Below are 22,337 nucleotides of genomic sequence, written 5' to 3'. Positions count from 1 at the left end.
TTAGGAGGAGACGGCGGGTGTGCCCGACATCCGCTCGATCACCGCCTCCAGCGCCTCGAAGGCGTACGCCCAGTTGTGGCACTTGAAGCTGCGCAGGCCGTCGATCGGGGTCCGGCAGTCGGCGCAGTACACGCCGGGGATCGCGTCCGGGACCTCGGTGTTGACGTACTTGCGGTCGCCGAGGATCACCCGGGCGATCATGGCCCGGTCGTGCACGCCGTGCAGTGCCGAGGCGACGATGTCGTACCAGTTGATCCGGCGACCGCACTTCGGGCAGTCCGGCTGGTCACCGCTGACCCAGAGCGGCGCACCGATGCTCCGCGCCGGCATGCCGAGCAGCTTCTCCAACCTGCGTACGTCCGCCTCCGGGGTGGTCCAGCTGTGCCGCCCCGGCAGCGACGCCGGTGAGTCGTAGACGGCACGGAACAGGACCGGGTCGACCTCGACCGTCTCTCGCTGACTGGTCATCGCGCATCTCCTCCTCGACGATCGGTGGTCCCCACCGTCGTACCAGGTCAGGGGCGAGCGCAGCCGGATCACGGACACGACGGGTCAGCGGTGTGTCGCGCAGGGTGCTAGACATCAGGGCGCGAGGACATCCGTCGAGGGAGGAACGCTGTCGTGACCGGTGACCCGCCCGCCACCCCGACCGAGGCCGAGGCCCGCCCGAACGTGGCCCGGATGTACGACTACTACCTGGGCGGCTGCCACAACTTCGCGGTCGACCGGGCCGCCGCCCAGCGGGTGTTGGAGATCTTCCCGGACACCGGCGTCGCCGCGCAGACGAACCGGGCGTTCCTGCGCCGGGCCGTCCGCTTCGCGGCCGAGCAGGGCATCCGGCAGTTCCTCGACATCGGGGCCGGGCTGCCCACCCAGGGCAACGTGCACGAGGTCGTCCGGCCGCTCGCCCCGGACGCCCGGGTGGTCTACGTTGACAACGACGAGGTCGCCGTCGCGTACGCCCGGCGGTTGTTGCCCAGCGACGGCCGGACCGTGGTGGTCCACGGCGACCTGCGGCGACCCGGCCGCCTGCTGGCCGACCCGGACGTCCGCGGGTTGATCGACTTCGACCGGCCGGTGGCCGTGCTGCTGGCCGCGGTGCTGCACTTCGTGGTCGACGCCGACAACCCGTGGGCGGCGGTCGGCCTGCTGCGCAACGCCACCGCGCCGGGCAGCCTGCTCGCGGTCTCCCACCTGACCATGGACGGCGCGCCGCCGATCGGCGCCGCCCAGGGCCAGGCGGTCTACCGGCGCAGCAGCGCGCCGCTGATCCCGCGCCCGCACGCCGAGGTCCTGCGCTTCTTCGACGGGTACGACCTGGTCGAGCCGGGCCTGGTCCGGCTGGCCGAGTGGCGGCCCGACGGCGAGCCGCGCACCGGCGTGTCGCACGGCTACGGCGGCGTCGGCATCCGTCGCTGACCCGCGTCAGTCCAGGCAGAACTCGTTCCCCTCCGGGTCGGTCAGCACGAGGTGACCGGCGTCCATCGGCGGGGCGGGCTCGTGCCGGCGTACCCGCATCGCCCCCAGCGCGACCAGCCGCTCGCACTCGGCCTCCAGCGCCGCCATCCGCTCCGCCCCGCGCAGCCCCGGGGCCGCCCGGACGTCGAGGTGCACCCCGTTCCGGGTGACCTGGCCCGCCGGCACCTGCTGGAAGAACAGCCGTGGTCCTGCTCCGTCCGGATCCTCGATGGCCGACCGCGAGTTGCGCTCCTCCTCCGGTACGCCGTTGCGCGCCAGGAAGTCGTCCCAGGCGGCCAGCGGGTCGGCGCCCTCCGGCAGGTCGACGCCGGGCGGGCCGGGGTGGACGTAACCCAGCACGTCCCGCCAGAAGGACGACAGCGCCCGGGGGTCGCGCGCGTCGAAGGTGACCTGGATGTGGCGGCTCATCGGGTTGCTCCGTTCGTAGCGGTCTCCGTCCCGCCCACCCTGACATCCCTGGCGGACAGGATCGGTCCGCTATCGCTGCCTAGGCTGGGCGACATGGACGTCGCGGCCGGTGCCGAGCGGGGTACGACCGAGCGGGTGCTCACGCTCCTCGGGCTGCTCCAGCAGCGCCGGGTCTGGACCGGTCCCGAACTCGCCGACCGGCTCGGCGTCACGCCCCGCACGATCCGCCGGGACGTCGAGCGGCTGCGGGCGCTCGGCTATCCGGTGCACGCCGGCCAGGGGGTCGGCGGCGGCTACCGGCTCGGCGCCGGGCAGCACCTGCCGCCGCTGCTCCTCGACGACTCCGAGGCGATCGCCACCGCCGTCTCGCTGCTGGCCGGCGCGGTCACCGGCGCGGGCGACGCCGCGCTCCGGGCGCTGACCAGGCTCGACCGGGTGCTGCCCACCCGGCTCCGGCAGGACGTACGCGCCCTCGCCGGCGCGGTGGAGACGTTCGGCGGCGGCCGGACGCCCGTCGACCCCGAGGTGCTGCTGACGCTGGCCCGGGCCTGCCGCGACGAGGTCGAGGCCGGCTTCGACTACCCCTCCGGCGACGGGGTACGACGGCGACGGGTCGAGCCGTACCGGCTGGTCGCCTCCGACCGGCGCTGGTACCTCCTCGCGTACGACCTCGACCGCGTCGACTGGCGCAGCTTCCGGGTCGACCGGATGAGCGGGGTGGCCGCCCGCACCTGGCGGTTCCGGCCGCGCCCGGCACCCGACGCCGCCGCGTACGTGCAGGAGGGGGTGGCGAGTCGGGCCTACCGGCACCGGGCGCGCTTCGTCGTGCACGCGCCGGCCGACACGGTACGCGCGCAGATCCCGGCCTCGGCCGCCGTCGTACGGCCGGCGGGGGGCGGACGCTGCGAGGTCGTGAGTGGAGCGGACAGCCTGGACTTCGTCCTCATGCACGTGGTGCTGCTCGGGCACGAGTTCGAGGTGGTGGAGCCGCCGGAACTCGTGGAGCGGTGCCGGGTGCTGGCGGAGCGGCTGCGCTCGGCCGGGACGCGCTAGAGATCCGACCAGTCGTGCGGCTCCAGGGAAGGCACGTCCACACCGGCCTTTGCTGTCGGGGCCACCTGTTCCGGCTCGTCGTGGCACTGTCGGGACCAGACGTACGGATCCACTGCCCAGGGAGGCGGCGACATGTCCAGCGCCCAGTTGTACGACACCATCGGAGCCACGTACACGGTGACCCGGCGCACCGAGCCGCGGATCGCCGCGCAGGTCTGGGCCGCGCTCGGCGACGCGCGGACGGTGCTGAACGTCGGGGCCGGTACGGGCTCCTACGAGCCCACCGACCGCGATGTCACCGCGGTGGAACCGTCAGCGCTGATGCGGGCGCACCGCCCCGCTGACGCGCCGCGGTGCGTGGCCGCCGCTGCCGAGCGCCTCCCGTTCGCGGACGGTTCCTTCGACGCGGCGATGGCCTTCGCCACCATCCATCACTGGCAGGACCCGATCACCGGGCTGCGCGAGCTGCGGCGGGTCGCCCGCCGCGTGGTGGTGTTCACGGCCGACACCACCGACGCCGGCTGGCTCCACCGGTTCTGGCTCACCCGCGACTACCTCCCCGAAGTCGCGGACATGCTGGTCGGCCGGCCCGCACTGACCGAGCTGGCCGACGCGATCGGAGCCCGCGTCGAGCCGGTGCCCATCCCGTGGGACTGCGTCGACGGCTTCTTCGAGGCCTACTGGCGTCGGCCCGAGGCGTACCTGGACGAGAACGTCCGTCGCGGCATATCGGTCTGGGCGAAGGTCGGGCCGGAGGCCGAGCAGCGGGCCGTGAACAGCCTCCGCGCCGACCTCGCCTCCGGTCGCTGGGCGGAACGGAACGCCGACATCGTCGACCTCGACGCGGCAGAACTCGGCCTCCGACTGCTCATCGCCTGAACACGTCACCCGTCTACGGCACTCTTCGCCGCGCCGGAACGTGTCGTCCCTCTACGGCATGATCGCCTCTCGTGACCGACTACACCGAACTCCTGGCCCGCATCGCCGCGCGGGCCCGCGAGGACGAGCCGCCTGCCGCCGGCCTGCCCGCTCCACTCACCCAGAAGCAGATCAGCAGTGCGGAGGAGCGACTCGGGTTCCACCTGCACCCGTTACTGGCAGCGGTCTATCGGGACTTCGCGAACGGAGGCTTCGGTCCCGACTACCAACTGCTCAGCCTGACCGATGGACCCACCTCCGAGCAGGCCGTCGACGCCTACCTCGACACCCGGGCCGGCGAGGCGGGCACCGAGTGGGCCTGGCCGGAAGGTGTCCTTCCGATCCTGGACTGGGGCTGCGGCATGTGCGCGTGCGTGGACTGCCGGAGCGAGCAGGGGACCGTCCTGCTCTTCGAACCCAATCCCGGCGACCCGGATGCGGCCTGGTGGGTCGATTCTCCCAGCCTGGCGGCGTGGTTCGAGCACTATGTCAACGACACCGGATGGTGGGTGAAGGCCGAGGAGGGCGAGGACCTCGACGAGATGCCACCCTGGCCGGAGGCCAGGGACCGGGCCGCCAGGTGACCGACTGCGCCGCTCGCCAGGAGTCCGTCACGTCATCAGGTCTGTAGGCGGCTACTGCTGTCCTTCGCTGCACGAGCCCCTCTCCGCTGCCCCGGAGGAGACGTGGGTTCCGTGGTGAAATCGGTTGTTGCCCGCTCGGGTGGCCGCCGACCATGTGCCATGTGAGCCGAAGCCTGCGGACAGACCCCCGGTGGCGCCAGGCGCTCCGTCGCGCTTCGTCGCCAGACCAGGTGCGTATCCACGTCCACGCGACGCCACCTGGATTCGTGCATCCGGCGAGCGGACCTGACCTTCGTGAGGTGCTGGAGGCGATCGGGCCCTCCGCCTGGTACGGGCTACGCGTCATCGAGTTGCGGCAGACCGAGGACTTCGACCCCGGGTCGGTGGTCTACGGCAGGACCAGAGCACCGGGCGAGATCTTCCTGTACGAACAACCGGCAGGCGAGGCGGCACGGCTGCGGGACTTCATGCGCTTCGACGTACTGCTGCACGAGCTGGGCCATCATCTGCTGCAACACCGCGCCCGGAAGGTGGACGCCATACGGCGGCGATCGGACCACGAGCGATTCGCCGACGCCTTCGCTGCCCGGTGGAAGCCCGTTGTCCAGGCGGCGCTCAACAACCCGCCTCAGATCAGGCAGCGGGCGAGTTCTGAGTGGTCGTAGGTCCAGTAACCGAAGAATCCGGACCAGACCCAGCGCTTCACGTGCCAGTAGTGGTACTCGTACTCCAGGTAGAACCCTGGCCAGCCCGGATTCGGCTCGAGGCCGGTCCGCGCGCCGACGTACTGGAACTGGGTGGTGGAGGTGCTGCCGCATCGATCACCGCCGGTGGCGGTCACCGCCAGATCCGTGGCGGTGACGACCGTTTCGCCGCTGCACCGCACGACGTAGCTGCGCTGGTAGTTGTCGGAGGTGGCGTCGACGACGTGCCAGTACCGATAGGTGCTCACGGAGCCGACCAGCCAGAAGGTCGTCGGCGTGCCGTCGACGACCTTGCTGTAGCTGCCGGCCGCGGCGCAGGCCAGGCTGTCCGGTGCGGCCTGGGCGGCGGCCGGGAGGACGATGACGGATGCGAGCGCCGCGGTTACGACGGCAAGGGCGAGTTTCAGTCTCATGTCCACGCAACCTATGGCCGCTCGTGGCATCGACGTAGGTCAGTGGCGGCTTCCTGACACGGCTCCCAAGGGCTCAGTACGGCTGGCCGCACACCTTCCAGGATCCATCCTCCTTCACCAGGACGAATACGTGCCGGTCGGTGGAGCCGCTGTCCGGTGTGAGGCCCATGTTCACCGTCGCCGACGTGCGGCCGTTGACGCCGTTGATCTCATGGCCGCGGATCTTCGGCTGCTTGGCGATGCCCTGGGTGAACGTGTCCCTCGTGTACCTGCCGCGCGTGTCGCTGCACAGCAGCCCGTACGCCGCGTCCGCATCGTCGGCTTCCAGATCGCTCACGAACGACTCGGCAGCCTGCTGCGCCGAGGCTGTAGCGCTCTTGATCCCCTTGTAAAGGAAGAAGCCGCCGATGCCGGCGCCACCGCAGCACAGCACCACGACTACCCCGACGACGATCAACACGGTGCGCAGCGTCCGCCGTTTCGGCGGTTAGGGCACCTGGTACGGGTCGGTCACAGGTAGTGACGGTAGGCGAAGCGAGAAACCCTCGATGCCACCCGAACGGCCGGATCCCGTCGAAACTGATCCGCATCTCCGCCCTGGCAGCTGTATCGCCCATGATCGCGACTCCACCGGCCTCACAAGGGGCCGCTGAGCTACGAAAGAGTGGGCCGCCAGGGACTCGAACCCTGAACCTATGGATTAAAAGTCCACAGCTCTGCCATTGAGCTAGCGGCCCGCCCGCTCAGGTTACCGGAACCCGCCGGATCGGGGCTTCCCGCCGCCGTCGATGCCCCACCACACGCTGCCGCGGGTAATCCCGAGATCAGCGCAGTCGGTCCAGGTGCGCCCAGGAAGCTGAGGTATGGCTGGCACTACCAGAGGACTCGATCCAGCGTCCTGGTACGTGCCGGTCACCCTTGGCTAGCTTGAGCGCATGACGTCGACAACCACGCTGCTCAGGGCGGTGACGCGCCCCCGGTTCCTCCGGTCGGCGTGGCCCTGGCGTGGGGTCGCCTACACCGCGACCACGGCAGTGGCGGTGGGCGTGCTCTGGCTGCTGCTCTCCTTCCTGCTGGCTCCCCTTGCCCTGGCCGTCGAGGTGCTGCGCTTGGCGGGGCCAAGGGCGGGTGAGGAGGCGCCCTTCCGGTGGGCCGGCAGCTACGTGCTGGTCGCCGCCGTGCTCGGCCTGATCGGTGTCGGTCTGCTCGCACTCGTGGGTCCGCGACTGGCCCTGGCGGTCGCTGGCGCGGAGCGGTGGCGGTTGCGGCTGGCGGACGACGCTCCGGCACTCTCGCGGCGTCGGGGCAGCCTGTACACCGATCCGGCCACCTGGCGCGCGACGGCCTACCTGCTGCTCCTGGCGGCTGTCGCGCCGGTGTGGCTCGGTGTGCTTGCCCTCGCCGGCCTGCTCGTCGTCTCCACACCGTTTGCGGTGCATCATCGCCTGGTCAGCATGGAGTCGATGGGCAGCGCGGCCGGGCGTGCCGCGCTGGGGGTGGTGTTGATCCCCGTCGTGCTCTATCTGTGCTCGGCGTTCGGTGGCGCGCACGCCGCTCTCGCTCGGTTGCTGCTGTGCAGCGAACCCGACCCGGCCGCGACCGAACTGGTCGAGGTGACCCGGTCCCGGGCACGGTTGGCCGACGCGTTCGACGCCGAGCGGCACCGCATCGAGCGCGACCTGCATGACGTCGCCCAGCAGCGGTTGGTGAGCCTGACCATGCAACTCGGTCTCGCCAGGCTCGACCTGCCCGACGACTCGCCTGCCGCAGGCGCGGTGGCCTCCGCGCACGAGCACGCCAAGGCGCTGATGGTGGAGCTGCGCGACCTGATCCGGGGCATCAGCCCGCGGACGCTGCGCGAGCTGGGGCTGCGGGCCGCGGTCGAGGAACTGGCTGCCGGCAGTCCGCTCCGGGTGGGCGTGGATGCCGACTCGGACCGGTTCACCCCCGCGGTGGAGACGGTCGCCTTCGCCGCGGTGTCAGAGGCCCTCGCCAACGCGGTGAAGCATGCCGCCGCCACCGAGGTCGCCGTCACCGTCCGGCGATCCGCAGACCTGCTGACGGTCCAGGTCACCGACAACGGGCGCGGCGGCGCCGACCCGTCGCGCGGATCGGGGCTCACGGGGCTCGCCGACCGGGCGGCCGCAGCCGGAGGTCGGTTGCTCATCTCGAGCCCGCCCGGCGGGCCGACGATCCTGCGAGTGGAGTTGCCGTGCGTGTCGTGATCGCGGAGGACTCCGTTCTGCTCCGTGAAGGGCTGGTCGGGCTCCTGACCCGGTTCGGCTTCGATGTCGTCGCCGCGGTCGGTGACGCCGACGCGCTGGTGGCGGCCGTGGCGGAGACAACGCCCGAGCTGGTCATCACCGATGTGCGGATGCCACCGGACTTCACCGACGAGGGTCTGCGGGCGGCGGTGGCCCTGCGTGCGGCCCACCCCGGCCTCGCGGTGGTGGCCCTGAGTCAGTACGTGCAGCACAGCTACGCCAGCGAACTGCTCGCCTCGGGCCAGGGCCGCGCCATCGGCTACCTGCTCAAGGACCGCGTGGCCGACGTCGCCGAGTTCGCCGACATGCTGCGACGGGTGGCCGACGGAGGAACGGTGGTCGATCCCGAGGTGGTACGCCAGCTGATGCTGCGCGGCCGGGACCCGCTCGACCAACTGTCGTCCCGCGAACGCGAGGTGCTGGCGCTGGTCGCCGAAGGCCACTCGAACGCGGCGATCGCCCGCATCCTCGTGCTGACCGAGGCGGGTGTGGGCAAGCACATCGGCAACCTCCTGGCCAAGCTGCACCTCCCGGTCAGCGACGACACGAACCGCCGGGTCCTCGCCGTCCTCGCGTACCTGCGGGGTCAGCGGTGAGCGGGGAGCCATCTGATCGACTCGGAGGAGTCTTCGTGAACATGCCCGCAGTCGCGTCGAGGTCGACAGGTGTCTCCGATCGCGCGCTCACCGCGCTCGCCGTCCTGGCGGCCGTCCTCATCGGCGCCTTCGTCGTCGCCCCGCCCAGCCTGGCGGCGGACGGGACGAGCGCTGACCTTGCCGACAAGCGCCGGCTCACCGCAGCCCTGCGCGAGTCGTTCGTCGAATACTGGCGTTCCGGCGACCGGAAGCTGACCCCCGGCCTCGACCGGGTGGTCGACTACTGGTTCCGTTACCACGTCACCAAGGCCGCGATCGCTGCGGTCCTGCTGATCGTGCTCGTGACCCTCGGCGTGCAGCTCTGGACGGCCTTCGTGCGGGCGGGCGGTGCCGGGGCGGGCAGGAGAGTCGGCCTCGCCGCGGCCGGTGCTCTGGTCGCGATGCTCGCCCCGGTCTCGTTGGCGATGGTGATGGCCAACATCCAGGGGGCGGCGGCGCCCTGGGCCTCGCTGTTGCCGATGCTCGCGGACGGGGCGACGGAGGGTCCGACCGTGGCGGCGCTGACCCAGGCCCGGCAGCGACTGGCCGACTCGCAGCAGCGCGGTGGTGGCACCACCCCAGCCGTGGAAGCGATGATCAACGACTTTGCCCGGTACCACGCGGCGATGGCCGTGATCGCCGCCGTCGTGGCGGTCGCCCTCATCATCCTGAGCGGGGTGTTGTGGAGGAGGGCCGCGAGGACGGGGACGTCCGACCGGCGGGCGAGGCGGGTGCTGAGGTCGTTCGCTGTCCTCTCGGCCCTGTCGTCGCTGCCGGTGATCGTCGTCCTGGTCGCGAACACGCTCACCGCGGCGGACCCGGCACCGGCCCTCCTGGCCTTCTTCGACGGGGGGTGGTGAGGCGTCGTCGGGCCACGGAGCGGCCCGAGCGGGCATGGCGTGGACGGCGCGGGGAACGGAAAGGGCATGAGGATCAGCAGTACGCCTGCGGTGGCGGCGTCGAGCGAGGTCGCGGGCGAGGACGGGGTACGGCGGCCGGGTGGCGAGGTGCACGCCTGGCTGCCCGGGCAGAACCAGACCGTCTGCGGGCTGCAGCTCAGCCGCACCCGACTGCGCCGCTTCCCCCACGTGCCGTTCGACTACTCGTCGACCGACGTGCTCACCGCGGCCGACCCGGAGGGCTGGGTCTGCCCGCGCTGCCTGGCCGCCAGTCAGGGCCGCCGCCGCGACGAGAAGAACTGGGTACGGCACGCGCCCCGCCCCTGACCGGTACCGCGATTGGAGTCCGGTTCAGCGGGTACCGCAGCCGGTATGCGGATCGTGATCGTCGGAGCCAGCGGCAACGTGGGGACGGCGCTGCTGCGCCGGCTGCGCCAGGAGAGCGGTGCCGAACTCGTCGGCGTGGCCCGACGGCTGCCCGGCCCCGACGCCGGAGCGCCGTACGACGGGGTGGAGTGGCACTCGTGCGACGTGGGGGCGCCGGGCGCGGTGGAGAAGCTCGCCGCGATCTTCGCGGGGGCGCGGGCGGTCGTGCACCTCGCCTGGCAGATCCAGCCCAGCCACGACCAGCGCACCCTGCACCGGACCAACGTCGGCGGCAGCCGGGCGGTGATCGACGCGGTGCTCCGCGCCAAGGTCCCGGCCCTCGTGTACGCCTCGTCGGTCGGCACGTACGCGCCCGGGCCCAAGGACCACCCGATCAGCGAGCGGTGGCCGGCCACGGGGGTGCCCGGATCGTCGTACAGCCGGGACAAGGCCGAGGTGGAGGCGCTGCTCGACACGGTCGAGGGGGAGCACCCGGAGCTGCGGGTGGTCCGGCTGCGCCCCGGACTGATCTTCCAGCGGGACGCCGGCACGGAGATCACCCGCTACTTCCTCGGGCCACTGGCCCCGGTCCGGCTGCTCCGCTACGGGCGGATCCCGCTCGTACCCGCCAACCGCCGGCTGCGGATGCAGGCCGTGCACGCCGACGACGTCGCCGACGCGTACGCGAAAGCGGTCCTGGGTGAGGCGCGCGGCGCCTTCAACATCGCCGCGGACCCGGTGCTGACCCCGGAGCTGGTGGCCCGGCACTTCCGCGGCTGGACGGTGCCGGTGGCCGCCCCGGTGCTGCGGATCGCGGCGGCGCTGACCTGGCGGGCGCGGCTGCAACCGGTCGACGCCGGTTGGGTCGAGCTGGGCCTGAACGCGCCGCTGATGTCCAGCGCGCGCGCCGAGACCGAGCTGGGCTGGACGCCCCGGATCGACGCGCTCACCGCGCTGAAGGAACTCTTCGCCGGCATGGCGCACGGCGAGGGCACCGACGGTCCGCCGATGTCCACCGACGACGACCTGCCCGGTCGCCCCGGCGGCCTCCTCAAGGCGCGCACCCCGGGCGACGGCAACCCCTACTGACGCCGGGGGCGTGCGGTCAGCTCAGCCGGGCGCCGAGGAAGAAGATGCCGGGGTGGCCCTTGGTCTCGAAGCCGTCGCTGGGGTTGCTGCGCAGCGTCGAGTCGTCGATCTGCAGGGTGCCGGTGCGGTTGTTGCTCACGAAGAAGATCGCGCCGCCGCCCTCGTTGGCGTGGTTGTCCTCGATGATCGTGCCGGCGACGCGGACGGCGAACTCGTTCCCGTCGCAGTAGACCGCGCCGCCGCTGCCGCCGCCCGGGGTGCCGGCGCGGGCCGGGTTCGCGCCCGCGCCGACCGCCTTGTTCTGCCGGAAGACGCTGTTCAGGATCGTCCACGAGACGCCGATGCTGCTGGTCGCCGCGCCGTTGGAGCAGACCCCGCCGGTGAAGGTGCTGCCCACCACATAGACCGGCTTGTTGTCGTACTGGCTGAGCACGCGGAGCGCGCCACCGCCGAGGTCCTGCCCGGTCCGGTCACAGCGGTTGCCGACGAAGCGCGAGTTGACCACCTTGAACCGGCCGCCCCGGACGAAGATCGCCCCGCCCCCGCCGCCCTCCGTGGTGTCACCGGTGGAGTTGCCGTCGGCGAAGGTCAGGTTCTGCACGGTGAGCTGGGGGCTGTCCTGGTTCTGGCAGTGCGAGGTGGTCCAGCCCTGCGCGCTGTCGCAGGTGTTCATGTAGAGGATCCGCCGCTGGCCGCCGCCGCTCAGGGTGACCTTGCCGCCGCCGTCCAGCACGATCCGTGGCCCGTTGGCGTTACGGATCTTCGCGGTGGCGGTCATCCGGATGGTCACCGGGGCCGGGCCGCAGTCGAAGGTGATGATCCCGCCGGCCGCGACGGCCTTCACCACGGCGGCGGAGGTGCAGCTCGCGGCGGTGCCGGTGCCCACCGTACGGGTCGGGTGCGAGGTGTCGACCGCCCGCGCCTCGGCCGGCACCGGCGCGTGCCCGTCCGGGTTGCCGGCCTTCAGCACCGCCCCCGCCGACGGCTTCGCGGACGCGCTCGGCTTCGGGGTGCCGAACCCGGTCCGGGCGTCCGGGGTGCCCGACGGGGTACCGCCCGCAGTGGCAGCCGGGCCGGTGGAGCGCCCGGCGTCGGCGGCCGGCACGGTCGCCGGGCGAGCCGCGTCGGGGCTCGCCGAACCGCAGGCGGGCAGGGTGGCGGTCGCCGTGCCGAGGACGAGCAGGGCCACAAGGGACTTCACACGCACCCGCCGATGCTAGGAGCCGCACCCGCCCCGGCACGAATCCCCGCCCGATTCTTAACCCACCCCTAACCCCCGCCCCCGCCCACCTCCCCCACCCCGAACACCCCGCCCCGCCCCGCGTCCGCCGTCCCGCCCGGGGTGCGTCCCGCACTTTCCGGGAAAGAGGGGCCTCATCGGGGTCGGGAGGCAACTGTTTCCCGGAAAGTGCGCGGACGAGGTGTGGCGGGGCGTCAGGTCGGCGTGGGTCAGGGAAGACGCGCGCCGGGGGTGGGGGCGCGGAGGGGAGGGGTGGGTCAGGGAAGAGGGGCGCGCGCCGGGGGTGGGGGCGCGGAGGGGAGGGGTGGGTCAGGGAGGAGGGGTGCGCGCCGGGGGTGGGGGCGCGGAGGGAGGGGTGGGTCAGGTGTGGGAGAGGGCGAAGGCGACCAGGAAGCCCAGGACGGTGATCAGGCCGACCAGGAGGTGGGCGTCGTCGAACGCCTCCGGGACCATGGTGTCGGTGATCATCGCGAGGATCGCGCCCGCCGCCAGCGCGGTGATGGTGGCCAGCACCTCCGGCGGGGCCCCGCCCAGCAGCGTGTAGCCGGCCAGCGCCGCCGCGCCGCTGATCAGGGCGATCGCCGTCCAGAGCAGGAAGACGTACTGCTTGGTGCGGCCGGCCAGGCGCATGCCGGCGGCGCTGGAGAGGCCCTCCGGCACGTTGCTCAGGAAGACCGCGATCACGGTGACCAGGCTGACCGGGCCGCCGGTGAGCAGGCTCGCGCCGATCACCACCGACTCGGGGATGCCGTCGAGGAGCGCGCCGACGGCGATCGCGCTGCCGGAGCCGGGCTGCTCCTGTTCGGAGGGTTGTACGTCGCTGGAGCGCTTACGGTGCCGGGCGCCGCGCCGGGCCAGCAGGACGTTCGCCCCGGTGTACGTGAGCGCGCCGACCGCCGCGCCGATCGCGGTGGGCAGCAGGCCGCCCTGCTCGTGCGCCTCGGCGATCAGCTCGAACGAGACGGCGGAAAGCAGCACGCCCGCGCCGAAGGCCATGATCGACGCAATGATCTTGCGAGGTATTCGGGTGAAGTATCCGGCGACGGCCCCGATCAACAGGGCGGAACCGGCCAACAGGCCCCAGGCACCAGCTTGCAACCATTCCGGCATTCGCAGGACCGTACCCGAGGCCCCCATCGGAAAACCGGACTGTGAAAAAGGAGACCGGCTCAGAAGTCGGCGAAGAGGTAGGGCAGTTCGCGGGGGAAGATCCGGCGCAGCTCCGCCGCCGCGTCCACGGGCACCTCGCCCAGTCCCCGGATGGCCACCTCCGCCGGGTCGAGCACCCCGTACGCCAGGGCGGAGAGCCCGGCCGCGGTCAGCGTCGCGGTCGGTACGCCGCCCCCGGCGGAGGCCGCGTCGACCAGCTCCAGGTGCCCGGTGGCCCCGTCGAGCAGGTGCCGGCCGGCCAGCCAACGGTCGCCGACCAGCTCCACGACGACCCGTCCCGCCCCGGCGGGCAGGCCGGCCAGCGCGTCCAGCGACAGCAGCCGGGCCATCGGCGCCGGCGAACCGGGCCGGGAGATCCGGGCCTCGACGTGCACCGCCAGGTCGGTGAGCCACAGCTCGGGCAGCTCGTCGGCGGGCAACTGCACCCGGATCGTGGCCACCTGGTCGACGTGCCGGGCGAAGAACTGCAGCAGCGAGGCCCGCGCGTACGGGTCGGTGGCGAGCAGGTCGTCGGCGATCAGCTCACCCCCGTGGTCGTCGATCCGGTAGGTGACCGCGCCGACCGTGTAGCCGTCGCGGACGGCGGTGACCAGCCAGCGGTCGTCCCGGTCCCGCAGCCCGACGGCCCGGAAGTCGGGGAAGACCGCGAACCCGTGCCGGTCGGCCAGGCAGCGTTCGGTGAACGCGCGCCACGTCTGGTAGCCCGTGCCGATCTGCTCCCAACCCAGCTCGTCCGGCAGGTCGGCGGCGAGCAGCGGGGCCAGGTCGGCCGGGGAGAAGACCGCCGTCCGGGGCCGGGGCAGCCCGACATAGCCGAACCGCTCGTAGAAGGACGCCCGGAACGGGTGCAGCGCGGTCAGCCGGTGCCCCTCGTCGCGCACCTCGTCGAGGAGCTGGTGCAGCAGCGTCCGGACGTGCCCGCGCCGCCGGGCCAGCGGATGGGTGGCCACCCCGGCGACACCGGCCATCGGCAGCACCCGACCGCGCAGGTTCTGCCGCATCGGGATCGCCGAGGCGGCGGCCACCGGCGTACCGGCCTCGTCGGCGACCAGCGTCCGGTTGCCCGCGTTGTAGGGCAGGTAGCCGCGGAACTCCTTCACCCGGGACGCCGACAGCGGCGACGCCTCGAAGGCGTACGCCTGGAGCGGGAAGCTGGTGGTGAGGCGGTCCCGGGCGGTCAACCGGCGGATGGGCATTCCCCATCCCAACCCGCCCCGTGGACCCCCGCAACTCGATCGGCGGGTTCGGTCCGTCAGGCCGTCGTCAGGTCGGAGACGACGACGGTCACGTTGTCCGGCGCGCCGGCCTGGTGCGCGAGCTTGACCAACTGCTCCCCGCACTGCTGGCGGTCGCCGTACGTGCCGAGGGCGGCGGCGATGGCGCTGTCCTCCACGTAGTCGGAGAGGCCGTCGCTGCACAGCAGCAGCCGGTCGCCGGGGAAGACGGTGAGCACGCCGACCGCCGGGGGCGCGTCGGAGCCCTGCACGGCCCGGGTCACCAGCGACCGCTGCGGGTGGTGCCGGGCCTGGTCGGGGGAGAGCGCCCCCTGGTCGACCAGCGCCTGGACGAAGGTGTCGTCCCGGGTGAGCTGGGTCAGTTCCCCGTCGCGCAGCAGATAGCAGCGGGAGTCACCGACCTGGGCGAGGACCAGGGTGTCCCCGGCGAGCAGGGCGGCGGTCAGCGTCGTACCCATGCCGTCGCGGGCCGGGTCCACGGTGATGGCCGCGCGGATCCGCTGGTTGGCGGTGCTCACCACGGCGCGCAGCGCGTCGGCGGCCTCGTCCGGCACGGTCGGCGGGGTCAGCTCGTCCAGGATGCGGATGACGATCTCGCTCGCCACCTCGCCGGCGGGCAGCCCGCCCATGCCGTCGGCCACCGCCACCAGGCGGTCACCGGCGAGGGCGGAGTCCTCGTTGTTGGTCCGGACGAGGCCGACATCGTTGAGGATGGCGGAGCGGAGGATCAGCGTCATGGGGACAAGCTTGCCAAGAAGACCCTGCCGCCGTCTCTACGCACTACTGCGTAGGGTGTGAGAAATGTTGCCGGTGTCCATGGTCGGGCGCGCCGGCGAGCTTGCCGAGCTCGACCGGGCGTGGTCCACCGTGACCGCCGGCGGCCGCCCCTCGGCAGCCGTCACGGTGATCACCGGGGCCGCCGGGGTGGGGAAGTCTCTGCTGGTCGGGGCCGCTCTGGAGCGCTTCGCGCCGCGTCCCGCCGTGCTGCTGGCGGGGGCCGCGCGGATGCACGACCCGGCCCCGTACGACTGGTTGGCGGCGGTGCTCAGCGGTCGGGACACCACCGATCTGGATCTGCCGCCCGACGCGCTGGCGTGGCTCGCCCAGCAGCCGACCGCGCCGCGCGAACGCTACGCACCGGGCACCCTGCTGCGACTCGCCGTGCGTACCGTGCGGTTGCTGGTCGGCGCGGGCCCGGCGGTGCTGGTGGTGGAGGACCTGCACGCCCTCGACCCGGCGAGCCTCAACCTGCTCTGCGAGCTGGCCGTCACCCCGCAGCTGCCGGCCCTGCTGGTGGTGGCGACCCGGCCGCCGGCCGACGCGGTGGCGCCGGACCTCGCGGTCCGCGTCCTGGCGCGCCTCTGCGGGGTACGCGGCGCCGTGCGCCAGCATCTCGCCCCGCTCACCCCCGCCGAGGTGGCCGAGGTGCTGACCCAGGTGTACGACGGCAGCCGCCCCGCCGAGCCGGTGGTCACCGCCGTCTGGCGGCGCACCGGCGGCAACCCGTACGCGTTGACCGAGCTGCTCGCCGCGCACGCCGGCCGGGGCCCGGACGGCCTGCTGCACGAGCCGCTGCCGGCGCACCTGCTGGGGCACCTGCGCCCGGCGGTGCCCCGCCCGGCGACCCCGCCGGACGCCGAGCTGACCGGCCGGGAGATCGAGGTGCTCGGCTGTCTGGTCGCCGGGATGTCGAACAAGCAGGCGGCGCGGGCGCTCGGCATCTCGGTGCGTACGGTCACCGTGCACGTGTCGAACCTGCTCCGCAAGACCGGCTCGGCGTCCCGCACCGAGGCCGCCCTCTGGGCCGTACGCCATCGGCTGCCGGTGGCCGCGCCGCCCGGCTGAGCGGCCACGGCCTGGCCGCCGGCGCTCCGGCTCCGGTGTCGGCGTCCACCCTCCGGTCGGTCCTCATGGTGACTACGAACTTGATTACATCGATGAATCATCGCGCCGCGCTGACCGGCGGGGCGGCGGTCAGCGGCGCGGGTAGCGCAGCAGCAGGCTGGCGCGGACCTGTTCGTCGCCGACGGCGGCGTAGCTGTGCGGCACGTCGGAGTTCCAGCGCAGATAGCCGCCGGGGCCGGCGGTCAGCGGGGCGTCCACCGGGCCGGCGCGCAGCACCCCGGAGAAGACGGTGACGTGTTCGGTGACGCCGGGCTGGTGCGCGGGGGAGAGCTGCGCCGGGCCGGGGCTGACCCGCATCCGGTAGAGCTCGTAGGTCGCGTCGGTGTCGGAGAAGACCTCCAGCAGGGTGGCGCCGACCGCCGCGCCCCGCACGGTCGGCGTCTCGGCCGGGCCGGAGAGCACGGCGGTGAGCGGCACGCCGAGCTGGGCGGTGACGGCGTACAGGGTCTCCAGGGTGGGGTTGCGGGTGCCGTTCTCCAGGCCGGAGAGGGTGGCCTTCCCGACGCCGGCGAGCCGGGCCAGGGTGGACAGCGACATGCCCCGCTCCTCGCGGAGCGCGCGGATCCGGGGGCCGACCGTCCCGAGGGCTGGGTCCGGAGCTGTGGAGGGCGTCGCCATGCCGCTATGGTGCTACACGTCGTCGTTCCGTAAACGGAACGGCCGGGCGGTGGGGGGAACGGATGGCGGGGCGACTGCAACCGGTGCTGGCCGGCGTGGTGACGGCGCTGGTGGGCTTCGCCAGCTCGTTCACCGTGGTCCTCGCCGGCCTGCGCGCGGTCGGCGCCAGCGACGCGCAGGCCGCCTCCGGGCTGCTCGTGCTCTGCGTGGCCGCCGGGCTCTGTGCCGTCTGGCTGGGGCTGCGACACCGGCTGCCGATGGCCATCGCCTGGTCCACCCCCGGGGCGGCGCTGCTGGTCGCCACCGGTCCGGTGCCCGGCGGCTGGCCGGCCGCCGTCGGCGCGTTCCTCGTCACCGGCCTGCTGATCGTGACGGCGGGGCTGGTCCCGGCGCTCGGTCGGGCGGTCGCCGCGATCCCCGCGCCGCTCGCCAGCGCCATGCTCGCCGGGGTGCTCCTGCCGCTCTGCACCGCGCCCGTCCGGGCACTGGTGGAGGTGCCCCGCCTCGCCGGGCCGGTGGTGGTCACCTGGCTGCTCCTGCACCGCTTCGCCCGTCGCTGGGCCGTACCCGCCGCCCTCGCCGTCGCGGCGGTCGGCATCGCGCTGACCGCTCCCGCCCCCGGCCGCGTACACCTGGCGCCGGTCGTGGAACTCACCGCGCCGGCCTGGACGGTCTCCGCCGTCGTCGGGCTCGCCCTGCCGCTCTTCCTGGTCACCATGGCCGCGCAGAACGTCCCCGGGATGGCCGTGCTCGCCGGCTACGGCTACCGCGCGCCGCTCGGCTCCGCGCTCCGGGTCACCGGGCTCGCCAGCGCGCTCGGCGCACCGGCCGGCGGGCACGCGGTGAACCTCGCCGCGATCACCGCCGCGCTGGCTGCCGGCCCGGACGCCCACCCGGACCCCGACCGCCGCTGGATCGCCTCGGTCACCGCCGGGATCGGGATGGCCCTGCTCGGCCTCGGCGCGGGCGCGGCGACCGCCCTGGTGCTGCTCTCCCCGCCGATCCTGGTCGAGGCGGTGGCCGGGCTCGCCCTGCTCGCCGCGCTGGCCGGCGCGGTGTCGGCCGCCGTCGCCGCGCCGGACACCCGGGAGGCAGCCGTGGTCACCCTGGTGGTCACCGCGTCCGGGGTGAGCCTGCTCGGCGTCGGCGGGGCCTTCTGGGGGCTGCTCGCGGGCTGGCTGATGCTGCTGCTGTTCCGCCGCCGCCGACCGGCCGCCGAGGCGCCGTCCGACCGGGCGGCGGCCCCCGACGAGCGGCCGCTGACCGTCCGCTGAGGTCAGGACGCCGGTACGGCCACGCCGATCTCCATGATCCGCAGGCGTACGCCGGTGACGTTCTCCTCGACCATCCGACGCAGCCCGCGGGCGTTCTCCAGCGAGTCGAGGATGACCAGGGCGTGGCCGAGGCTCTGGTCGTCGTCGTCCGCGCCCCACCAGCCGCGCACGAAGCCGGGGCTCTGCCGGGTCACCTCGGCCATGTGCGCGAACTGGGCGGCCCGCTCGTCGGGGTCGGCCGGCGTGCCGTGCTGCTCTCCGATAACCATCCACATGCGAGCCACCCTAGAGTGCCTGGCCGGGGTAGGGGCCCCGGTCAGGCGCAGATCATCCGCGGTTCGGTGGCGCCGGGGCGGAGCCGGAACGTGACGACGTGCCCGGCGGAGTCGTGGAACTCCGCCTCGGTGGGCGAGGTCAGCCGCATCGTGCCCTCCTGGAACAGGTGGTCCCAGTCCGGCGGTGGGTTGCCGTTGCCGTCGGAGAGCGGCGCGACGGCGTCGTACCACCGGCCCTCGATGCTGACCTCGTTGACGCCGCAGTGCGTGTAGAGCGTGAACGGCAGTTCCCGGACCGGGTACGCGGCGGCCCGGGCGGTCGACGGGGGCGGGGTGCCAGGCCCGGCCACCGGATCCGCGCCCTGGCAACCCGCCAGGGCCGCCGCCAGCACCATCGCCGTCACCGGCAGAACTGTTCTCCGCATCGGAACCCCCGTCCGTACCGCCGCCGGGTGCGGCGCTCGCCGATCCGACGCGTCGGGCGGCCCTCGGGTTCCGGCGAGGTTCCGCCCGGCCGGCTACTCCTGCTCGGGGAGGTCGGCGGCGGGGACGTCGAGGCGTACCTCGTGGTCGGTGACGGTGGTGATGCGGTCGGCGAGGACGTAGACCGCGCCGGTGCGGGCCAGTTCGGTGGAGACCTTCAGGTAGCCGCTGTGCAGCAGCCGGGCGGCCAGGTCGGCCGGTACGTCGGGCTCCTCGACGGCGGTCGAGGCGATCAGCTCGTCGAGGCTGCTGCCCGGGTCGGCGGTCGGCGGGCCCTGCACGGTCACCGCCGTCGGGTCGCCGCGCTGGACCAGGTCGACGGTGCCGACCTCCGCGCCGGTCGCGTCGACCACCCGCATGCCGGTGGTGACCCGGGAGATGACGGCCTGCTGCGTACCCTGCTGGTTCATTCAGGCGCGGTTCCCGGGTCGCCCCGGGGCTAAACGGTCGGGGTCCAGCCGCCCGGTGGGCGGGGGGAGAGCTCGCGCCAGGTGTCCGGCCCCTCCAGCAGCGCCCGGACGGTCTCCTCGGCCTCCTCCACGCTGTCGTACTCGTAGAACTGGGAGACCCCCTCGGCGCCGCCGGCCCGCTGCTCCACGTGCCAGCGGTCCGCGTCCGCCCGGAGGAAGACGTCCCGCCGGGCCAGCCGTCCCCATTTCCCGTTCCACCAGTGCTTTCGCTGTTCCATGGGCGGACTCTATCGAACATGTGTACGACACGGGTCGGCCCCTGTGGGAATCCCACAGGGGCCGGTGTGCTGGTGCTCCGTCAGCGGGTGGCCGGCGGCTCGTGCCGGCGACCCAGCACGTCGTCCAGCGCGCCGCGCTGCTGCGCCGGGATCGACTGCCCGCCCGCCACGAGCGCGTCGCGGATCTCGGTGAGCAGCTTGACCTCCTCGCTCGGCGCCGCGGGCGGCGGCTCCTCGCCCCGCTTGCGCCGCTCGGCGAGCCGGTTCATCGGGTAGACGACCAGGAAGTACAGCGCCGCCGCGGTGAGCAGGAAGGTGATCACCGCGTTGATGAAGGCCACCCAGTCGAACGGGATGCCCCGGTACGACGGGGTCGAGCCGCTGATGCCCTTGGGGTTGCCGGTGATCAGGACGATGATCACCCGGACCAGCGGTTCCAGGAACGACTTGGTGAGCTGGGTGACCACGCCCGTGAACGCGGCACCGATGACGACACCGACCGCCAGGTCGACGACGTTGCCGCGCATGATGAAGTCTTTGAAGCCCTTGAGCATCCGTACTCCCGTGCTGTCCGATTCTGCGTCCGGCACAACCTATGCCTCGGGCGGCGGTTCCAGAAACGCACCGGCCTCGATCGCCGCCCGGGCCGGATCGCCGGCCCGGATCGCGTCGACGAGTCGACCATGGTCGACGTACCGCTCGGGGGTCAGGGCGTCCCCCATGGCCTGGGCGACGGTGCCGCGCAGCGCCGCGCCGACCGAGGCGTAGAGCTCGGCGAGCATGCCGTTGTGGGCGGCGGCCACCACCGCCGTGTGCAGCGCCGCGTCGGCCTCCACGAAGTCGGCCACCCGGCCCGACCGCCAGGCGGCCTCCCGGGCGGCGAGCGCGCCGTCGAGCGCCGCCAGGTCCCCGGGCGTACGCCGCAGCGCGGCCAGCCGCGCGGCCTCCACCTCGAAGGCGCGCCGGACCTCGACCACCTCGGCCATCCGGTCGTCGGCGACCCGGCGGGCCACCACCGGCGCCAGCTCGTCGGTCGACACCACGTACGTGCCGGAGCCCTGCCGGCACTCCAGCACCCCGGCGTGCACCAGCGCGCGGACCGCCTCGCGGACCGTGTTGCGGCCCACCCCGAGCGCGGCGACGAGCTGCGGCTCGGTGGGGATGCGCCCGCCGACCGGCCACTCGCCGCCGAGGATGCGCTCCCTGAGCTGGGCGATCGTCTCGCGGACCCGGTGCCCGCGCGGCGGCACGGCGACGGAGTCGACGGCGGGTGTCACCGGTTACACCTCCTGCCGAAATTCATCCCATGATTGTAGGTTCGAGGTCATGACCCCGCCACCCACCTGCGCCGAGGCCCCCGCCCCCGTCGATCCGGCCGTGCTCACCGCCGACGTGACGCCCGGCCCCGCCCCGGCCGCCGTACCGGCGCGGGGCGCCACCACGCCGGCCGCCGGAGGCGCGCTGGTGCTGGTCGGCATGCTGCTGGTGGCGCTGAACCTGCGGGCCGCGGTGACCAGCCTCGGTGCCCTGCTGGACGAGGTACGCGGCGGTCTCGGCCTCTCCGGCACGATGGCCGGCCTCGTCACCACCCTGCCCACCATCGCCTTCGCCGGCCTCGGCGCGCTCACCCCGTGGCTGGTCCGCCGGTACGCGCCGGCCCGCGTCCTGGTGGTGGCGATGCTCGCGCTCACCGTCGGGCAGGTGCTCCGGGTGGTCACCGACTCGACGCTGGTCTTCGTGCTCACCAGCGCGCTGGCGCTGGCCGGCATCGCGGTCGCCAACATCCTGCTGCCGATGCTGGTCAAGCAGCACTTCCCGCGCCGTACCGGGCTGGTCACCGGGGCGTACACGATGTCGCTGACCATCGGCACCACGGTGGCCGCCGCGTCGGCCGTGCCGATCGCGCACGCCTTCGGCTCCTGGCGGGCCGGGCTCGGCGTCTGGGCCGGGCTGGCCGCGCTGGCCGTACTCCCGTGGGTGCCGCTGGCGCTGCGGGCCCGGGCCGCCCGGCGGGCGGCGACCCCGACGGTGGCCGTCGCGACCCCGGCGCGGGTCCGGCCCGGGCGGACCCGGCTCGGCTGGGCGATGGCGGTCTACTTCGGGGCACAGTCGCTCAGCGGGTACGCGATCATGGGCTGGCTGGCCCAGCTCTTCCGGGACGCCGGCTACCGCCCGGAGGCCGCCGGACTGCTCCTCGCCGGGGTGACCGCGCTCGGCGTGCCGGTGGCGCTGACCATGCCCACGCTGGCCGGCCGGCTGCGCACGCTACGGCAGCTGGTGCTCTCGCTGACCGCCTTCTCCACGGCCGCGTACGTCGGCCTGGCCCTCGCCCCGCACGGCCTCGCCCCGCTGTGGGTGCTGCTGCTCGCCCTCGGTCAGGGCGCGTTCCCGCTGATCCTGACCACGATCGGGCTGCGCGCGCGGACGGCCGAGGGCACCGTGGCGCTCTCCGCCTTCGCGCAGAGCACCGGGTACGTCATCGCTGCGCTCGGCCCGCTGCTGGTCGGCATCCTCTATGAGGCCACCGGCGGCTGGACCGCACCGATCGGGTTCCTGCTGGGGGCGCTGGCCGTGCAGACCGCCGCGGGCATGGCGATCGCTCGTCCCCGCTACATCGAGGACGAGCGCTGATCGGCT

General features: G+C 73.4%; 27 protein-coding genes, 1 tRNA gene and 1 pseudogene. 13 read left to right on the top strand and 16 right to left on the bottom strand.

Annotation, left to right across the window (positions count from 1 at the left end):
• Window positions 1-468: a hypothetical protein gene (locus ABUL08_RS22555; protein WP_350931960.1), complete on the bottom strand. Its 468-nt coding sequence runs from the start codon at window positions 466-468 to the stop codon at window positions 1-3.
• A gap of 153 nt (window positions 469-621) precedes the next feature.
• Between ABUL08_RS22555 and ABUL08_RS22550 the strand changes: the two genes are divergently transcribed.
• A complete protein-coding gene (locus ABUL08_RS22550; RefSeq protein ID WP_350931959.1) occupies window positions 622-1,419 on the top strand; it encodes an SAM-dependent methyltransferase in 798 nt (265 codons plus the stop codon).
• A 6-nt stretch (window positions 1,420-1,425) separates the two neighbouring features.
• Here the strand turns inward: ABUL08_RS22550 and ABUL08_RS22545 are convergent, their stop codons facing one another.
• Complete coding sequence (locus ABUL08_RS22545; protein WP_350931958.1) at window positions 1,426-1,887, bottom strand: VOC family protein; 462 nt, start codon at window positions 1,885-1,887, stop codon at window positions 1,426-1,428.
• A gap of 93 nt (window positions 1,888-1,980) precedes the next feature.
• On the opposite strand from ABUL08_RS22545, the gene ABUL08_RS22540 reads away from it, so the two are divergent.
• The 4 genes and pseudogenes from ABUL08_RS22540 (at window position 1,981) to ABUL08_RS22525 (ending at window position 5,107) form a co-directional block, all read left to right on the top strand.
• A complete protein-coding gene (locus ABUL08_RS22540; protein WP_350931957.1) occupies window positions 1,981-2,940 on the top strand; it encodes a helix-turn-helix transcriptional regulator in 960 nt (319 codons plus the stop codon).
• Window positions 2,941-3,081: 141 nt separating this feature from the next.
• Window positions 3,082-3,819: pseudogene (locus tag ABUL08_RS22535) on the top strand (class I SAM-dependent methyltransferase); the annotation flags it as partial.
• 71 nt (window positions 3,820-3,890) lie between these two features.
• Window positions 3,891-4,442, top strand: a complete 552-nt coding sequence (locus ABUL08_RS22530) for an SMI1/KNR4 family protein (RefSeq protein WP_350931955.1) — start codon at window positions 3,891-3,893, stop codon at window positions 4,440-4,442.
• A gap of 299 nt (window positions 4,443-4,741) precedes the next feature.
• On the top strand, window positions 4,742-5,107 hold the full coding sequence (locus ABUL08_RS22525; RefSeq protein WP_350931954.1) for a hypothetical protein: 366 nt from the start codon (window positions 4,742-4,744) through the stop codon (window positions 5,105-5,107).
• Here the strand turns inward: ABUL08_RS22525 and ABUL08_RS22520 are convergent.
• From ABUL08_RS22520 to ABUL08_RS22510, 3 genes are all read right to left on the bottom strand, one after another.
• Window positions 5,071-5,559: a hypothetical protein gene (locus ABUL08_RS22520; protein ID WP_350931953.1), complete on the bottom strand. Its 489-nt coding sequence runs from the start codon at window positions 5,557-5,559 to the stop codon at window positions 5,071-5,073. The genes ABUL08_RS22525 and ABUL08_RS22520 overlap by 37 nt on opposite strands.
• Before the next feature lie 73 nt (window positions 5,560-5,632).
• Window positions 5,633-6,019: an Rv0361 family membrane protein gene (locus tag ABUL08_RS22515; RefSeq protein WP_350931952.1), complete on the bottom strand. Its 387-nt coding sequence runs from the start codon at window positions 6,017-6,019 to the stop codon at window positions 5,633-5,635.
• Between the two features lie 205 nt (window positions 6,020-6,224).
• Window positions 6,225-6,296 (bottom strand) — tRNA-Lys (locus ABUL08_RS22510).
• Window positions 6,297-6,494: 198 nt separating this feature from the next.
• On the opposite strand from ABUL08_RS22510, the gene ABUL08_RS22505 reads away from it, so the two are divergent.
• The 5 genes from ABUL08_RS22505 to ABUL08_RS22485 all read left to right on the top strand — a co-directional run bounded on the left by ABUL08_RS22505 (window position 6,495) and on the right by ABUL08_RS22485 (window position 10,812).
• On the top strand, window positions 6,495-7,784 hold the full coding sequence (locus tag ABUL08_RS22505; RefSeq protein ID WP_350931951.1) for a sensor histidine kinase: 1,290 nt from the start codon (window positions 6,495-6,497) through the stop codon (window positions 7,782-7,784).
• Entirely contained in the window at window positions 7,772-8,419 is a 648-nt protein-coding gene (locus ABUL08_RS22500) for a response regulator transcription factor (RefSeq protein ID WP_350931950.1), read from the top strand. Before ABUL08_RS22505 ends, ABUL08_RS22500 begins: the two co-directional genes overlap by 13 nt.
• 35 nt (window positions 8,420-8,454) lie before the next feature.
• A complete protein-coding gene (locus tag ABUL08_RS22495) occupies window positions 8,455-9,318 on the top strand; it encodes a hypothetical protein (protein ID WP_350931949.1) in 864 nt (287 codons plus the stop codon).
• Between the two features lie 66 nt (window positions 9,319-9,384).
• Complete coding sequence (locus ABUL08_RS22490) at window positions 9,385-9,684, top strand: hypothetical protein (RefSeq protein ID WP_350931948.1); 300 nt, start codon at window positions 9,385-9,387, stop codon at window positions 9,682-9,684.
• A gap of 45 nt (window positions 9,685-9,729) precedes the next feature.
• Complete coding sequence (locus ABUL08_RS22485) at window positions 9,730-10,812, top strand: NAD-dependent epimerase/dehydratase family protein (protein ID WP_350931947.1); 1,083 nt, start codon at window positions 9,730-9,732, stop codon at window positions 10,810-10,812.
• Between the two features lie 16 nt (window positions 10,813-10,828).
• Here the strand turns inward: ABUL08_RS22485 and ABUL08_RS22480 are convergent, their stop codons facing one another.
• From ABUL08_RS22480 to ABUL08_RS22465, 4 genes are all read right to left on the bottom strand, one after another.
• Window positions 10,829-12,019, bottom strand: a complete 1,191-nt coding sequence (locus ABUL08_RS22480) for a hypothetical protein (RefSeq protein ID WP_350931946.1) — start codon at window positions 12,017-12,019, stop codon at window positions 10,829-10,831.
• A gap of 393 nt (window positions 12,020-12,412) precedes the next feature.
• Window positions 12,413-13,048 carry a ZIP family metal transporter gene (locus tag ABUL08_RS22475; protein ID WP_350931945.1) on the bottom strand — a complete coding sequence of 212 codons (636 nt, stop codon included), beginning with the start codon at window positions 13,046-13,048 and terminating at the stop codon, window positions 12,413-12,415.
• 173 nt (window positions 13,049-13,221) lie between these two features.
• Window positions 13,222-14,418, bottom strand: a complete 1,197-nt coding sequence (locus ABUL08_RS22470; RefSeq protein WP_350931944.1) for a GNAT family N-acetyltransferase — start codon at window positions 14,416-14,418, stop codon at window positions 13,222-13,224.
• A gap of 56 nt (window positions 14,419-14,474) precedes the next feature.
• Window positions 14,475-15,194: a PP2C family protein-serine/threonine phosphatase gene (locus ABUL08_RS22465; RefSeq protein WP_350931943.1), complete on the bottom strand. Its 720-nt coding sequence runs from the start codon at window positions 15,192-15,194 to the stop codon at window positions 14,475-14,477.
• 64 nt (window positions 15,195-15,258) lie between these two features.
• Between ABUL08_RS22465 and ABUL08_RS22460 the strand changes: the two genes are divergently transcribed.
• The gene (locus ABUL08_RS22460; protein WP_350931942.1) at window positions 15,259-16,302 is read left to right on the top strand and encodes a helix-turn-helix domain-containing protein; all 1,044 of its coding nucleotides are present in this window, start codon (window positions 15,259-15,261) and stop codon (window positions 16,300-16,302) included.
• 129 nt (window positions 16,303-16,431) lie between these two features.
• Here the strand turns inward: ABUL08_RS22460 and ABUL08_RS22455 are convergent, their stop codons facing one another.
• The gene (locus ABUL08_RS22455; RefSeq protein ID WP_350931941.1) at window positions 16,432-16,899 is read right to left on the bottom strand and encodes a helix-turn-helix domain-containing protein; all 468 of its coding nucleotides are present in this window, start codon (window positions 16,897-16,899) and stop codon (window positions 16,432-16,434) included.
• A gap of 143 nt (window positions 16,900-17,042) precedes the next feature.
• Here ABUL08_RS22455 and ABUL08_RS22450 point away from each other — a divergent pair, with 143 nt between their 5' ends.
• A complete protein-coding gene (locus tag ABUL08_RS22450; RefSeq protein WP_350931940.1) occupies window positions 17,043-18,254 on the top strand; it encodes a benzoate/H(+) symporter BenE family transporter in 1,212 nt (403 codons plus the stop codon).
• 2 nt (window positions 18,255-18,256) lie between these two features.
• On the opposite strand, the gene ABUL08_RS22445 is transcribed toward ABUL08_RS22450, so the two are convergent.
• From ABUL08_RS22445 to ABUL08_RS22420, 6 genes are all read right to left on the bottom strand, one after another.
• Window positions 18,257-18,529: a hypothetical protein gene (locus tag ABUL08_RS22445; protein WP_350931939.1), complete on the bottom strand. Its 273-nt coding sequence runs from the start codon at window positions 18,527-18,529 to the stop codon at window positions 18,257-18,259.
• 41 nt (window positions 18,530-18,570) lie between these two features.
• Window positions 18,571-18,954: a hypothetical protein gene (locus ABUL08_RS22440; RefSeq protein WP_350931938.1), complete on the bottom strand. Its 384-nt coding sequence runs from the start codon at window positions 18,952-18,954 to the stop codon at window positions 18,571-18,573.
• Between the two features lie 93 nt (window positions 18,955-19,047).
• Entirely contained in the window at window positions 19,048-19,422 is a 375-nt protein-coding gene (locus ABUL08_RS22435; RefSeq protein WP_350931937.1) for a hypothetical protein, read from the bottom strand.
• Window positions 19,423-19,451: 29 nt separating this feature from the next.
• A complete protein-coding gene (locus ABUL08_RS22430) occupies window positions 19,452-19,700 on the bottom strand; it encodes a hypothetical protein (RefSeq protein ID WP_350931936.1) in 249 nt (82 codons plus the stop codon).
• An 80-nt stretch (window positions 19,701-19,780) separates the two neighbouring features.
• On the bottom strand, window positions 19,781-20,254 hold the full coding sequence (gene mscL / locus ABUL08_RS22425; RefSeq protein ID WP_350931935.1) for a large conductance mechanosensitive channel protein MscL: 474 nt from the start codon (window positions 20,252-20,254) through the stop codon (window positions 19,781-19,783).
• A gap of 39 nt (window positions 20,255-20,293) precedes the next feature.
• Window positions 20,294-20,977, bottom strand: a complete 684-nt coding sequence (locus ABUL08_RS22420) for a FadR/GntR family transcriptional regulator (RefSeq protein ID WP_350931934.1) — start codon at window positions 20,975-20,977, stop codon at window positions 20,294-20,296.
• A gap of 49 nt (window positions 20,978-21,026) precedes the next feature.
• Between ABUL08_RS22420 and ABUL08_RS22415 the strand changes: the two genes are divergently transcribed.
• Window positions 21,027-22,331, top strand: coding sequence for a CynX/NimT family MFS transporter (locus tag ABUL08_RS22415; RefSeq protein ID WP_350931933.1), 1,305 nt, complete (start codon window positions 21,027-21,029; stop codon window positions 22,329-22,331).
• The last annotated feature ends 6 nt before the right edge of the window (window positions 22,332-22,337 follow it).

Origin of the sequence: Micromonospora sp. CCTCC AA 2012012, assembly GCF_040499845.1 — a bacterium.
Taxonomy (GTDB): Bacteria; Actinomycetota; Actinomycetes; order Mycobacteriales; family Micromonosporaceae; genus Micromonospora; species Micromonospora mangrovi.
Note: the sequence above shows the minus strand (reverse complement) of the source record. Positions and strands in the feature narration are given on the sequence as shown.

Bases quoted from the DNA above. Each gene is read 5' to 3' on its own strand.
- ABUL08_RS22555 (WP_350931960.1), bottom strand. From the start codon at position 468: ATGACCAGTCAGCGAGAGACGGTCGAGGTCGACCCGGTCCTGTTCCGT.
- ABUL08_RS22545 (WP_350931958.1), bottom strand. From the start codon at position 1,887: ATGAGCCGCCACATCCAGGTCACCTTCGACGCGCGCGACCCCCGGGCG.
- ABUL08_RS22540 (WP_350931957.1), top strand. From the start codon at position 1,981: ATGGACGTCGCGGCCGGTGCCGAGCGGGGTACGACCGAGCGGGTGCTC.
- ABUL08_RS22520 (WP_350931953.1), bottom strand. From the start codon at position 5,559: ATGAGACTGAAACTCGCCCTTGCCGTCGTAACCGCGGCGCTCGCATCC.
- ABUL08_RS22505 (WP_350931951.1), top strand. From the start codon at position 6,495: ATGACGTCGACAACCACGCTGCTCAGGGCGGTGACGCGCCCCCGGTTC.
- ABUL08_RS22490 (WP_350931948.1), top strand. From the start codon at position 9,385: ATGAGGATCAGCAGTACGCCTGCGGTGGCGGCGTCGAGCGAGGTCGCG.
- ABUL08_RS22485 (WP_350931947.1), top strand. From the start codon at position 9,730: ATGCGGATCGTGATCGTCGGAGCCAGCGGCAACGTGGGGACGGCGCTG.
- ABUL08_RS22475 (WP_350931945.1), bottom strand. From the start codon at position 13,048: ATGGCCTTCGGCGCGGGCGTGCTGCTTTCCGCCGTCTCGTTCGAGCTG.
- ABUL08_RS22470 (WP_350931944.1), bottom strand. From the start codon at position 14,418: ATGCCCATCCGCCGGTTGACCGCCCGGGACCGCCTCACCACCAGCTTC.
- ABUL08_RS22465 (WP_350931943.1), bottom strand. From the start codon at position 15,194: ATGACGCTGATCCTCCGCTCCGCCATCCTCAACGATGTCGGCCTCGTC.
- ABUL08_RS22460 (WP_350931942.1), top strand. From the start codon at position 15,259: ATGTTGCCGGTGTCCATGGTCGGGCGCGCCGGCGAGCTTGCCGAGCTC.
- ABUL08_RS22455 (WP_350931941.1), bottom strand. From the start codon at position 16,899: ATGTCGCTGTCCACCCTGGCCCGGCTCGCCGGCGTCGGGAAGGCCACC.
- ABUL08_RS22450 (WP_350931940.1), top strand. From the start codon at position 17,043: ATGGCGGGGCGACTGCAACCGGTGCTGGCCGGCGTGGTGACGGCGCTG.
- ABUL08_RS22445 (WP_350931939.1), bottom strand. From the start codon at position 18,529: ATGTGGATGGTTATCGGAGAGCAGCACGGCACGCCGGCCGACCCCGAC.
- ABUL08_RS22440 (WP_350931938.1), bottom strand. From the start codon at position 18,954: ATGCGGAGAACAGTTCTGCCGGTGACGGCGATGGTGCTGGCGGCGGCC.
- ABUL08_RS22435 (WP_350931937.1), bottom strand. From the start codon at position 19,422: ATGAACCAGCAGGGTACGCAGCAGGCCGTCATCTCCCGGGTCACCACC.
- ABUL08_RS22430 (WP_350931936.1), bottom strand. From the start codon at position 19,700: ATGGAACAGCGAAAGCACTGGTGGAACGGGAAATGGGGACGGCTGGCC.
- mscL (WP_350931935.1), bottom strand. From the start codon at position 20,254: ATGCTCAAGGGCTTCAAAGACTTCATCATGCGCGGCAACGTCGTCGAC.
- ABUL08_RS22415 (WP_350931933.1), top strand. From the start codon at position 21,027: ATGACCCCGCCACCCACCTGCGCCGAGGCCCCCGCCCCCGTCGATCCG.